This window comes from Mesorhizobium caraganae, assembly GCF_016836705.1.
Lineage (GTDB): Bacteria > Pseudomonadota > Alphaproteobacteria > Rhizobiales > Rhizobiaceae > Mesorhizobium > Mesorhizobium caraganae.
Genome location: NZ_JAFCGY010000063.1, coordinates 1 through 10,999 on the forward strand (window position 1 = coordinate 1; position 10,999 = coordinate 10,999).

The following is a 10,999-nucleotide window of genomic DNA, read 5'->3' on the forward strand; positions in this document are numbered from 1 at the left end:
GCTCGCAAGCCTGTCACCCAGAAATGCCTCAACCAGGCTCAATTGTCCCGTCCGCTTAACCGCCATTGCGACTCTCCCGGCTTTCGCCTTCAGAGAATCACAACCAGCCAATTACGCAACAGGCCCCCCAAGGGGAGAAGGAAGGCGTCTACCCCTTCCGCAGCGTCTCGACATCGGTCTTGCCGACATACCAGTCGCGCGCATTGACCTCTTCGAACACCACCCAGACATCGTCGTTGCCGAGCCCGGTGGCGTCCATGATGGCCGCCGTTACCTTTCTAGCGATGTCAGCCTTCTTGCCCGCCGGATCAGCGGCGATCACTTCCTTGACGATGCGGATGTTGACGAATGGCATGACGTCCTCCCCTTGAGGTGTGCCTGATGCCGCCACTGGCAGACGGCTTCGAAATCCGCTCCGGCGAACCGCATGGCGGTGGTTCCGGCAGCCGCAGCGCAACCGGCGTCGCGGGCATGCGCAGGAGCGCCATCAAGGGCCGCCAGAGAAGTGTTTCCAGCAGCCTCAATAGGTCTTGGCTCCATTCACCATCAGCCGCACCATGTAAAGCGACGTCGTGCCGGCGATGTAGAGGCAGTTCAGCTTGTTGCCGCCGAACACGCAATTGGCGGTGACTTCCGGCACCTTGACCTTGCCGATCAGCGTGCCGTCGGGATCGTAGCAGTGGATGCCGTCGGCGGCGCTGGTCCAGATGCGGCCGGCCTCGTCGAGCCGGAAGCCGTCGAACAGGCCGGCCGTGCAGTCGGCGAACACCTTGCCGCCCGACACTTTCTTGCCGCCCTTGCCGATGTTGAAGACCCGCATATGCGCCGGGTTTTGTGCGCCATGGGTGCGGCCGGTGTCGACGACATAGAGCTGGCTTTCATCGAGCGAGAAGGCAAGCCCGTTCGGCCGGACCATGTCGGTGATGACAGCCTCGACCTCGCCGCTGTCGGGATCGACCCGGTAGACGTAGCAGGCGCCGATTTCGCTCTCGGCCTTGTCGCCCTCATAGTCAGTGTCGATGCCGTAGCTCGGATCGGTGAACCAGATCGAGCCGTCGGAGCGCACCACGACGTCATTTGGCGAATTCAGCCGCTTGCCTTTCCATTTGGCCGCGATGGTGGTGATCGAGCCGTCATACTCGGTGCGGCTAACGCGGCGGCCCGAATGCTCGCACGTCACCAGCCGGCCCTGGCGGTCGACGGTGTTGCCATTGGAATTGCCGGAGGGCTGACGGAACACGCTGACATTACCGTCGGTCTCGTCATAGCGCAGCATGCGATTGTTGGGGATGTCGGACCAGACCACATAGCGGCCGGCAGCGAACCAGGCCGGCCCTTCCGCCCACTGACATCCGGTGAACAGTTTTTCCACCTGCGCGTTGCCATTGAACATCCGCGCGAAACGCGGATCGAGAATTTCGTAATGGTCTGCGGCCGCCATGCTTTTCCTCCGGGCATCACGTGACGCGCGGATCAAGCCAGCCTGCGGGCGAGAAGGCAAGATGGCGCATGCGCAATTTGTAAGACAAAAGGCATGCGGCCTGGCTGGCTCGCCAGCCTGCCCGGCCGGGTCGGTGATGTTAGCGCTGCATTAACCGGCTATGCGCTCTGTGCAATGGTGCATTGCAACATCTTCTTTTTGCATCGCACCATTCCTATGTCATGCTGCGTACAGTCAAGGGAGGAACAAATTCGCCGCTGATATGCGGCACGAAAGGACCTTGCTATGATCTTCGACAGTCTCATGACCCGCGCGCGCACCTCGATTGCCAAGCGCAAGCACTACAACCGCCTCGTCGCCGAAATCGAGAACCTTTCCGGCCGCGACCTCGCCGACCTGCGCGCCGATCGCTCGGAAATGCTCTACCAGGTCCGCAAGCAGATCTACGGCTGAGCGAACGGGCTCAGCCGATCCATTCGATCCAACGGCCATGGTAATCGCAATGGGCCAGGCGGCGTGTCTCGCCGCGCGGCCATAGGGTAAGGCTGAGCACTGCCCACTTCTTTGTGGGATCGCGCGGCTCCATCCTCAGCCTTGCGATAGGCGCATCGGCCGTGGCCTGTCTGCCCGCCCGCTCCAGGGTGGCGGTGATGGCATCCTTTGTCGCCCGCGGCAAATATTGCCACATGATCGAATGATAGAGCACGAAGGCGCCGCCCTGCTGCCGTGCGGCCAGCGCCTTCTCGACAAACTCCGCTGCATCCGCCCTGACAAGCAGCGGCGGCAACTTTTCGGCAAGTGACAGCGCGGCGTCGAGCCGGGCCAGCCGCGCTCCCTGATCGGCCCAGATGAAGGACCGAAGCCGTAGCCGCGCGGCCGCGTCGGCGAAGTCGACCGGCGCGATGTCGCAGCCGGAGCGGTGGCGAACGTTGATGTCTCCAGTCAGCGGAACAGCACGGCCACGCACCTCCGGCGCCAACCGGACGGGGGAGGCCGGGTCGCCCCACTCGGCATCGCCATAGCGATAGTGAAAGCTGTCGAACAGGAGATTGAGCCCGGCGCTGGCGCCGATCTCAAACAGATCCAGCGGCAAGCCGGTTTCGCGCGCGACCGTCAGAAATCCAGGCAGCAGCATCGCCGACCGGGCGATCTCATTCGTCTGCGGGGCGCCGGCGAGGCCAGCGACGATCCGCTCGTCGGATCGCGCAATTGCTTCCGGCAGCACCGCCGCGATCTCATCTTCGCTTGTTTGGTTGGGCGGATAAAGTTGTGTCAGTCGCTCATCTGCACCCGTCAGGACCAACGCGTGCAGCGCGCCGCAGAGCCGCAATGAGAGGCCGTCGGCGCGCGCGTCGCCCGGCCAGCCGAGCACCGCCTGCCCGGTCCTGGTGTTTGCGTCGAGAACCTTGGCCAGCGCACGGCATAGTTTCGCGGTGAACGGCGAGCCAAGCCCGTCGCAGCCTTTCGCCTGAGCCAGAAAATGATCGCGGATGTCTCGTTCGTCCATCGCGTTTCCGGTGCCTCAGCCCGGTGCCGCCAGCGCCTTCTCTATCTCCGGCAAAAGCAGCGTCTGCGCCGTATCAGGCGTCAGCGGCCCGACATGCTTGTAGGCGATCTTGCCATCCTTGCCGATGACGAAGGTTTCCGGCACGCCGTAGACACCCCAGTCGATGGCCGTTCGGCCGGCTTCGTCGACGCCGATGGCCTGGAACGGATTGCCGAGATCGCCGAGGAACCGGCGCGCGTTTTGCGGCTCGTCCTTGTAGTTCAGCGCTGCCATGACGAAGCGCTTGTCTTGCGACAGCGCCAGGAGCACCGGATGTTCTTCCCGGCACGGCGCGCACCACGATGCAAAGACATTGACCAGCGTCACCTTGCCGGCGAAGGTTTTTGAATCGAGGCCGGGCAGGTTTGACCCTTCCAGCGCCGGCAAATTGGTCTGCGGCGCCGGCAGGCCAAGCAGCGCCGACGGCACTTCCGCCTCGTCGCGCCCCGACAAAAGCTGCAACAGGAACAGCCCCGCAAGGCCGAGGAAAACCAGCAGCGGCAACAGCACAATCAGGCGGCGGCGCGGCGGCGCCGGCGTTTCGCTTTCCGTGCTCATGGTTTGTTGGCCCCAGTGCTGGCCCCGGTGCTGGCCTTGTCCGAACGCCGCCGTACGCCTGCTGCCTCTAGTTCTGCCAGTTCGCGTTTGCGGCCACGCTGGTCGAGCAGGATCCAACCGATCAGTCCGGCCAGCACGATCGCCGTGATGCAATAGGCGGCGGTGACATAAAGGGCGTGTGCGCTCATGCAGCCCGCTTCCCTTCCGCTGTCGCTTCGCCGTGCTCGATCATGGCCTTCCCATAGCTTTGCAGCTTCGGCTTCGCAATTGGCCGCTGCGCCGCAGCCGCCACGTCAATCCGTTCCATGCCGCAGCGCCAGCGCTGCCGCCACCGGCCCCAGCACGGCAAGAAACAGCGTCAGCGCGGCAAGAATGAGGAAGGGCTGCGCGAACGGGTCGGGATCGGCCACCGCGCCGTAGCTGGCCGACACGCCGAAGATTAGCACCGGAATGGTCAGCGGCAGCACCAGCACCGAGATCAACAGCCCGCCGCGCGGCAGCGCCACCGCCACCGCCGCGCCCGCCGCACCGATGAAGGTGATTGCCGGCGTGCCGATCAGAAGGGTCAGCGCCGTCGCGCCGATGCTGAGTGGCTCCATGTTCATGAATAGGCCGAGCAGAGGGGCGGCGACCACCAGCGGCAGAACGCTCCCCGCCCAATGTGCCAGGCACTTCACCAGCACCGTCAGCGCCAGCATATGGCGGTCATTGCCCAGCACCAGAAGATCGAGGGACCCGTCCTCGCGGTCGGCCTGGAACAGCCGGTCGAGGCCGAGCAGGCAGGCGAGCAGAGCGCCGATCCACAGGATCGCCGGACCGATACGGGCCAGCAGCTTCAGGTCCGGCCCAACGCCGAAGGGGATGGTGGCGATGACGGCGAGGAAGAAGATGACGCCAGTCAACGCTCCGCCGCCGGCACGGATGGAGAGGCGGATGTCGCGGAGGAAGAGGGACCACATTACGACGTGGTCCTTTGTTGAGGAAGGCGTTCTTGCACGTAGAGGACCGACATCAAGCGGCTTCCCCCATCGCCAACGCCTGCGCCCCATCCAACCCCAGCGGCAGATGCGTCGCCGCGACAACAATCCCGCCCTCCGCGCAGTGCCTCGCCATCAGCCCCGCGAACCTTTCCTCCGAAGCCTTGTCCAGCCCCGCCGTCGGTTCATCGAGCAGCCACAAGGGCCGATGGCTGACCAGCAATTTCGCTATTGCGGCTCGCCGCCTCTGCCCGGTCGACAGGTACCCGAACGGTAGATAGCCGATGCCGCCGAGACCGACCGTCTCCAGCGCCTCTTCGACACCCAACTGGCCATCGCCATTGAAATCGCGCCAGAAGCGCAGATTCTCCATCACGCTCAGCGCCGTCTTCATCGCGTTGAGATGGCCGAGATAATGGACGGCCGAAGCGATCGTCGGAAACGTCTCGCTGCCGCCCTCGATTCGCACATCGCCTTCAGCCCTCGGCAGCAGCCCGGCGATGGTCCTGAGCAGCGTCGATTTGCCTGATCCGTTCGGTCCGGTGACGACCAGCGCCTGGCCGTTCTCGAGCGCAAAGCCGATGCCGGAAAAGACCGTCTCGCCGCCGCGTTCGCCGCCCAGATTTTCGGCGATCAGCCGCATCCTTGCCCGTCCCGAAAACTTTACCGTGCGACAGCTGCCGCATCGCACAAAATTGCCTGTCGACTGTCTAGAACTATTCCAGAAAATTCTCTATATGCGGGACATCCGTGCCAGCGGTCGGCATGGGAACAGAATTTGCGCCGAACCAGCGCACGCGCCGCCTTGAACGGCTCGGGTTGCTTGGGAGCGGACAGCGGAAATGGCCGTACCCGCACCTTTGCGCGTGATTGCATGCCCATCGGCGTCCGTTCCCTTTCAGGCTGAACAGACAAGGACGGACCGCACGTGTCAAAATCCCTCGACAGTTTCAATTGCCGCCGCACCCTCACCGTGGGTGGCGCGGACTATGTCTATTACAATCTGGTCGAGGCCGAGAAGAACGGCCTCACCGGCATCGCCCAGTTGCCCTATTCGATGAAGGTGCTGCTGGAGAACCTTTTGCGCAATGAAGACGGCCGCTCCGTCACCAAGGAGAGCATCCAGGCGGTTGCCGGCTGGCTGACCGACAAGGGCACTGCAGGCGTCGAGATCGCGTATCGCCCGGCCCGCGTCCTGATGCAGGATTTCACCGGCGTTCCAGCGGTGGTCGATCTCGCGGCGATGCGCGACGGCCTCAAGGCGCTCGGCGGCGATCCGCAGAAGATCAACCCGCTGGTGCCGGTCGACCTCGTCATCGACCATTCGGTCATCGTCGACGAATTCGGCACGCCGATGGCCTTCGCCCGCAATGTCGAGCTCGAATATGAGCGCAACGAAGAGCGCTACAAGTTCCTGAAATGGGGCCAGCAAGCGTTCCGCAACTTCCGCGTCGTGCCGCCCGGCACCGGCATCTGCCACCAGGTCAACCTCGAATATCTCGGCCAGGTCGTCTGGACCAACACCGAGGACGGTGAAACCACCGCCTATCCCGACACCTGCGTCGGTACCGATTCGCATACCACGATGATAAACGGCCTTGGCGTGCTGGGCTGGGGCGTCGGCGGCATCGAGGCAGAGGCCGCCATGCTCGGCCAGCCGGTCTCCATGCTGTTGCCGGAAGTGATCGGCTTCCGCCTCACCGGCAAGCTGAAAGAAGGCGTCACCGCCACCGACCTCGTGCTCACCGTCACCCAGATGCTGCGCAAGAAGGGCGTCGTCGGCAAGTTCGTCGAGTTCTTCGGCCCCGGCCTTTCCAACATGACGCTGGCCGACCGCGCCACCATCGGCAACATGGCGCCCGAATATGGCGCCACCTGCGGCTTCTTCCCGGTCGACGGCGAGACCATCCGCTATCTCACAATGTCCGGCCGCGAGGAAAGCCGCATCGCGCTGGTCGAAGCCTATTCCAAGGCGCAAGGCATGTGGCGTGACTCCGGCTCGGCCGATCCGGTCTTCACTGACCTGCTCGAGCTTGAACTCAGCGAGGTCGTGCCGTCGATGGCCGGCCCCAAGCGCCCCGAAGGCCGCGTTGCGCTGGAAGGCATTCCGGCCGGCTTCGCCAAGGCGATGGAGACTGAATACAAGAAGGCCGCCGAAATCCACAAGCGCTACGCCGTCGAAGGCACCGACCATGATCTCGGCCATGGCGACGTCGTCATCGCCGCCATCACCTCCTGCACCAACACCTCCAACCCGAGCGTGCTGATCGGCGCCGGCCTGCTGGCGCGCAACGCCAACCGCCTCGGCCTCAAGCAAAAGCCCTGGGTGAAGACGTCGCTCGCGCCCGGCAGCCAGGTAGTCGCCGAATATCTCGAAAAATCCGGCCTGCAGAAGGAGCTCGACCAGATCGGCTTCAACCTGGTCGGCTTCGGCTGCACCACCTGCATCGGCAATTCCGGCCCGCTGCCGGCGCCGATCTCCAAGACCATCAACGACAAGGGCCTGATCGCTGCCGCGGTCCTTTCCGGTAATCGCAATTTCGAAGGCCGCGTCTCGCCCGACGTGCAGGCGAACTACCTGGCGTCGCCGCCGCTGGTCGTCGCGCATGCGCTGGCCGGCACGGTCACCAAGGACCTCACCACCGAACCGCTTGGCGAAGGCCGCGACGGCAAGCCGGTCTACCTCAAGGATATCTGGCCGAGCTCGGCCGAGATCCAGGAGTTCATCGAGAAGAACGTCACCCGCGAGCTGTTCGCCCGCAAATATGCCGACGTCTTCAAGGGCGACGAGTATTGGCAGAACGTCAAGGTGCCGGAAGGCCAGACCTATGCCTGGGACGACAATTCGACCTATGTGCAGAACCCGCCCTATTTCGCTGGGATGACCGCCGGTTTCGGCAAGATCGGCGATATCAAGGGCGCGCGCGTGCTCGGTCTCTTCGGCGACAAGATCACCACCGACCACATCTCGCCGGCGGGTTCGATCAAGGCGGCGTCGCCGGCCGGAAAATACCTCACCGACCATGGCGTCGGCGTTGCCGACTTCAACCAGTACGGCACGCGGCGCGGCAATCACGAGGTGATGATGCGCGGCACCTTTGCCAACATCCGCATCCGCAACCACATGCTGGGCGAGAACGGCCGCGAGGGCGGCTACACCATCCACTACCCGTCGAAGGAAGAGGAATCGATCTACGACGCGGCGATGGAGTACAAAAGGGAAGGCGTGCCACTGGTCATCTTCGCCGGTGTCGAATACGGCAACGGCTCGTCGCGCGACTGGGCGGCCAAGGGCACCAACCTGCTCGGTGTCCGCGCCGTCATCGCCCAGTCCTTCGAGCGCATCCATCGCTCCAACCTGGTCGGCATGGGCGTCATCCCCTTCGTCTTCGAGGAAGGCACCTCATGGGCCTCGCTCAACCTCAAGGGCGACGAGATGGTCGAGATCGACGGCCTGAGCGCCATCAAGCCGCGCCAGACGATGATCGCCAAGATCACCTATGGCGATGGCACGGTGAAGAACGTGCCGATCATCTGCCGCATCGATACGCTGGATGAACTCGACTACTTCAAGAACGGCGGCATCCTGCAATACGTGCTGCGCGATCTGGCCGCGTAGGGAACAGGGCGTAGGCAGTAGGGAATAAGGCCTCCTACTGCCTACTGCATACTGCCTACCGCCCAGTCTTTCCAAAGCATTGGCCGGGCGCACGGAAGTTCCGCCCTGTTTGCTTGCAGTAAAAACCGGCTGGGCTCAGCAAGATCTGCCGCAAGCTCCTGATGCCATGCTCCCGATCGAACCGGGCGGTGAAGTGCACCGTCCTGTAGCGGCCATACCCGCGGTTGCGGCAGCAAAAATTTCACCGCAACGTGACTTCCCGTTGACTGTCGCTTCTGCCACAAATCTGGGCAACCAGAACAAGGCCGGCGTCACCGGCGGGAATCGGAACGGCCATGGCACCTCGACAACCTCTCCGGCTTGCGGCTTTCGCGCTGGCCTTCTCGGCGCTTGCCGGGACCGGGTTTGCCGAGGAGTCCGGCGCCACCCAGGCCGACAAGCCGCAGACCGACAAGCCCCAGATTGACAGGCCCTTGGGCGTCGTCGAGCTTTTCACCAGCCAGGGCTGCAATTCCTGTCCGCCGGCCGACGCTTTCTTTGCCGAGCTGGCAGCCAAGGACAACGTCGTCGCGCTCGCCTACCACGTCAATTACTGGGACTATCTCGGTTGGCAGGACACGCTGAGCAACAAGGACAACACTGACCGGCAATATGACTATATGCGCGCCTTCGGCACCCGCTCGGTGTACACGCCGCAAGCCGTCATCAATGGTCGCAGCCATGTCAACGGCGCCAGCCGCAGGGAGGTCGACGGTGCGCTTGCCCGCATGGAGAAGTCCGGCGAAGGCATGCGGGTCAGCATCAAGGTCAGCCGCACCAGCGACCGCGTCATGATCGACACCGGCGACGCCGGCAGCGGCCCGAGCGACGCCCATGTCGTCATCGTCTATTTCGAACCGCCGCAGACGGTTACCATCGCCAAGGGCGAGAACACTGGCCGCAGCATGACCTACTGGAACGCCGTCACCGGCATCCAGACCGCCGGCATGTGGCACGGCAAGGCGCAGCGCTATGAGTTGCCGATGACCGAGATCGCCAAGAAAGGCGGCTGCGCCGTGCTGCTGCAATCGGTCGGCAAGGACGGCCTGCCCGGCCCGATTTTGGGCGCCGCGTTTATTCACAAGCCGTAGCGCCACCTCTTCCTTCTCCCCCTGTGGGAGAAGGGAAGCGCATCGCCCAACAAAAAACCGACGTCAGCTTGCTTCTGACGTCGGTCATTTAGGTTTTGGGATCGTCGCACCCGGTCTCTCCCTAAGGAAAGTCCGAGGTTGGTTCGATCCGACGCAGACCCGTGGGCGGGGGGCTTGGGGTTTACGAGCCGGTGCCGGACCGAACCGTCTCAGGCAACGCCGGTAAATTCGTCGGACATTGGGGCATGAGCGCGGATAAAATAAGGCAGGAATGTGGCGGAGCATCACCAATTCAAACACCGCGTTTTATAAAAGTGACTGGACGTTGCGAAAACAGCGCAGCCCGGGGATGGTTAGCCGGGTCTTGCAATTCCACCGCGAACACGCCAACTTCTGCAAGCGAGATTCATTTTTAAAGGGATCGCGGTATGACCGATCGCAGCAGCGGTGGAGCGGAGGATGGGGACTCATCCGCAATATTGATCCCGCTGCAGGAGGCGCGACGCGAACGCCTCGACCAGCCGGTTCGCTTCGACCGGCGTGAACTCGATGAGATCCTGAGACTCTACGGACGCATGGTCGCCGCCAATGAATGGCGCGACTACGCCATCGATCATCTCGCTGATCGCGCTGTGTTTTCGGTCTTCCGCCGAGCCAGCGAAGTGCCGCTGTTCCAGATCGTCAAGGATCCGAAACTCGCGCGACGGCAAGGCGCGTTCGCCGTCATCGCTGCCGGCGGCCGCATCCTCAAGCGCGGCCAGGAACTCGGCCGCGTGCTCGGCGTGTTCGATCCCAAGCTGAGAGTTGTCGAGGCCTGAGTGGGAATTGAAGAAATAGAGAGTTGAGGAATTGAGAAGACGGGATTTCTCCAGGACTGAGTCCCTTTTTTCTCCAATTCTTCAGTTCATCAATTCTCCAGTTCCCAAATCCTAAGTTTCCCAGTCTATTTCCCGCCAAGACTCTCGCGAAATTTCCGCTCCGGCAGCGAATCCGGATCGGGCGGAGCCGTTGCCCCGCCATTCAGCGGCAGCTGCATGAACACTGTGTCCAGCCAGCGCCCATGCTTGTAGCCGGAACCTTCCAGACGGCCGGAATGGCGAAAGCCAAGCTTTTCATGCAACCGAACCGACGCGCTGTCGGCGTGACCGTCGCCGATCACAGCGATGATCTGGCGAAAACCCGCGACCCGGCACGCCTCGATCAGCGCCTGCATCAGCAGCAGCCCGACGCCCCGGCCTTTGGCGTCAGGCGCGACATAGACCGAATCCTCGACGATGAAGCGGTAGGCTGGGCGCGGGCGGAACGCGCCAGCATAGGCGTAGCCAAGCAGCCCGCCGTCCTTTTCCGCCACCAGATAGGGGAAGCCGCCAGTTGTCAGGCTGTCGAAGCGCGCGCCCATCTCGGCGCGGCTCGGCGGCTCCAGTTCATAGCTCGCCGTGCCATGCCTCACCGCATCGGCGTAGATCTCGGTGATTCGGTCGAGGTCGCCCTCCAGCGCGGCTCGTATGGTAATAATGCTCATAATTTGTGCAAACGATTCATCTGCCTGGCATCACAGCAAAGGCCGGCACAAAAGAAAAGGGCGGCCGTTAGGCCGCCCTCAGACTGCTGACAAACCCCTGGCATTTGCCGGGGGTTTTTGATTCACTGGGTCATGTTGAAGCGACCCGCCCCTGAACAGACCGCACTTGAGATGGTAACGTTGGATCAGTTGGTTCCGGCTGATCA

The 10,999-nt window shown here is 63.2% G+C and carries 13 protein-coding genes; 4 read left to right on the forward strand and 9 right to left on the reverse strand.

The genetic code is table 11. The features are described from left to right. Positions 1-148: 148 nt before the first annotated feature. Positions 149-355, reverse strand: coding sequence for a tautomerase family protein (locus JQK88_RS34860; RefSeq protein WP_127280266.1), 207 nt, complete (start codon positions 353-355; stop codon positions 149-151). A gap of 165 nt (positions 356-520) precedes the next feature. Continuing rightward, complete coding sequence (locus JQK88_RS34865; protein WP_203281092.1) at positions 521-1,441, reverse strand: SMP-30/gluconolactonase/LRE family protein; 921 nt, start codon at positions 1,439-1,441, stop codon at positions 521-523. A 285-nt stretch (positions 1,442-1,726) separates the two neighbouring features. Between JQK88_RS34865 and JQK88_RS34870 the strand changes: the two genes are divergently transcribed. Beyond that, complete coding sequence (locus tag JQK88_RS34870; RefSeq protein WP_112560088.1) at positions 1,727-1,894, forward strand: hypothetical protein; 168 nt, start codon at positions 1,727-1,729, stop codon at positions 1,892-1,894. 10 nt (positions 1,895-1,904) lie between these two features. Here JQK88_RS34870 and JQK88_RS34875 read toward each other — a convergent pair whose 3' ends face one another. Genes JQK88_RS34875 through ccmA form a run of 6 tightly spaced genes read right to left on the reverse strand, consistent with a single transcriptional unit; the run spans position 1,905 to position 5,165 of the window. Next, the gene (locus JQK88_RS34875) at positions 1,905-2,948 is read right to left on the reverse strand and encodes a DUF2332 domain-containing protein (RefSeq protein WP_203281094.1); all 1,044 of its coding nucleotides are present in this window, start codon (positions 2,946-2,948) and stop codon (positions 1,905-1,907) included. Between the two features lie 15 nt (positions 2,949-2,963). Next, positions 2,964-3,545, reverse strand: coding sequence for a DsbE family thiol:disulfide interchange protein (locus JQK88_RS34880; protein ID WP_192251223.1), 582 nt, complete (start codon positions 3,543-3,545; stop codon positions 2,964-2,966). Continuing rightward, positions 3,542-3,733: a heme exporter protein CcmD gene (ccmD, locus tag JQK88_RS34885; protein ID WP_112560085.1), complete on the reverse strand. Its 192-nt coding sequence runs from the start codon at positions 3,731-3,733 to the stop codon at positions 3,542-3,544. The genes JQK88_RS34880 and ccmD overlap by 4 nt, the downstream gene beginning before the upstream one ends. Next, the gene (locus tag JQK88_RS37090) at positions 3,730-3,852 is read right to left on the reverse strand and encodes a hypothetical protein (RefSeq protein ID WP_281408580.1); all 123 of its coding nucleotides are present in this window, start codon (positions 3,850-3,852) and stop codon (positions 3,730-3,732) included. Before JQK88_RS37090 ends, ccmD begins: the two co-directional genes overlap by 4 nt. Continuing rightward, the gene (gene ccmB, locus JQK88_RS34890) at positions 3,839-4,504 is read right to left on the reverse strand and encodes a heme exporter protein CcmB (protein ID WP_203281096.1); all 666 of its coding nucleotides are present in this window, start codon (positions 4,502-4,504) and stop codon (positions 3,839-3,841) included. The genes JQK88_RS37090 and ccmB overlap by 14 nt, the downstream gene beginning before the upstream one ends. 52 nt (positions 4,505-4,556) lie before the next feature. Then, positions 4,557-5,165: a heme ABC exporter ATP-binding protein CcmA gene (gene ccmA, locus JQK88_RS34895; RefSeq protein ID WP_203281098.1), complete on the reverse strand. Its 609-nt coding sequence runs from the start codon at positions 5,163-5,165 to the stop codon at positions 4,557-4,559. 285 nt (positions 5,166-5,450) lie between these two features. Here ccmA and acnA point away from each other — a divergent pair, with 285 nt between their 5' ends. The 3 genes from acnA to JQK88_RS34910 all read left to right on the forward strand — a co-directional run bounded on the left by acnA (position 5,451) and on the right by JQK88_RS34910 (position 10,089). Further along, entirely contained in the window at positions 5,451-8,141 is a 2,691-nt protein-coding gene (gene acnA / locus JQK88_RS34900; protein WP_192251214.1) for an aconitate hydratase AcnA, read from the forward strand. A gap of 335 nt (positions 8,142-8,476) precedes the next feature. After that, complete coding sequence (locus JQK88_RS34905) at positions 8,477-9,271, forward strand: DUF1223 domain-containing protein (RefSeq protein WP_192251211.1); 795 nt, start codon at positions 8,477-8,479, stop codon at positions 9,269-9,271. A gap of 428 nt (positions 9,272-9,699) precedes the next feature. Beyond that, a complete protein-coding gene (locus JQK88_RS34910) occupies positions 9,700-10,089 on the forward strand; it encodes a DUF2794 domain-containing protein (protein ID WP_192251208.1) in 390 nt (129 codons plus the stop codon). A 125-nt stretch (positions 10,090-10,214) separates the two neighbouring features. Here JQK88_RS34910 and JQK88_RS34915 read toward each other — a convergent pair whose 3' ends face one another. Beyond that, positions 10,215-10,793 carry a GNAT family N-acetyltransferase gene (locus JQK88_RS34915; protein ID WP_192251205.1) on the reverse strand — a complete coding sequence of 193 codons (579 nt, stop codon included), beginning with the start codon at positions 10,791-10,793 and terminating at the stop codon, positions 10,215-10,217. Positions 10,794-10,999 lie beyond the last annotated feature (206 nt).

Excerpts from the sequence above, each read along its gene's own strand:
- JQK88_RS34860 (WP_127280266.1), bottom strand. The coding sequence starts at position 355 with ATGCCATTCGTCAACATCCGCATCGTCAAGGAAGTGATCGCCGCTGAT.
- JQK88_RS34865 (WP_203281092.1), bottom strand. The coding sequence starts at position 1,441 with ATGGCGGCCGCAGACCATTACGAAATTCTCGATCCGCGTTTCGCGCGG.
- JQK88_RS34870 (WP_112560088.1), top strand. The coding sequence starts at position 1,727 with ATGATCTTCGACAGTCTCATGACCCGCGCGCGCACCTCGATTGCCAAG.
- JQK88_RS34875 (WP_203281094.1), bottom strand. The coding sequence starts at position 2,948 with ATGGACGAACGAGACATCCGCGATCATTTTCTGGCTCAGGCGAAAGGC.
- JQK88_RS34880 (WP_192251223.1), bottom strand. The coding sequence starts at position 3,545 with ATGAGCACGGAAAGCGAAACGCCGGCGCCGCCGCGCCGCCGCCTGATT.
- ccmD (WP_112560085.1), bottom strand. The coding sequence starts at position 3,733 with ATGAGCGCACACGCCCTTTATGTCACCGCCGCCTATTGCATCACGGCG.
- JQK88_RS37090 (WP_281408580.1), bottom strand. The coding sequence starts at position 3,852 with ATGGAACGGATTGACGTGGCGGCTGCGGCGCAGCGGCCAATTGCGAAG.
- ccmB (WP_203281096.1), bottom strand. The coding sequence starts at position 4,504 with ATGTGGTCCCTCTTCCTCCGCGACATCCGCCTCTCCATCCGTGCCGGC.
- ccmA (WP_203281098.1), bottom strand. The coding sequence starts at position 5,165 with ATGCGGCTGATCGCCGAAAATCTGGGCGGCGAACGCGGCGGCGAGACG.
- JQK88_RS34905 (WP_192251211.1), top strand. The coding sequence starts at position 8,477 with ATGGCACCTCGACAACCTCTCCGGCTTGCGGCTTTCGCGCTGGCCTTC.
- JQK88_RS34910 (WP_192251208.1), top strand. The coding sequence starts at position 9,700 with ATGACCGATCGCAGCAGCGGTGGAGCGGAGGATGGGGACTCATCCGCA.
- JQK88_RS34915 (WP_192251205.1), bottom strand. The coding sequence starts at position 10,793 with ATGAGCATTATTACCATACGAGCCGCGCTGGAGGGCGACCTCGACCGA.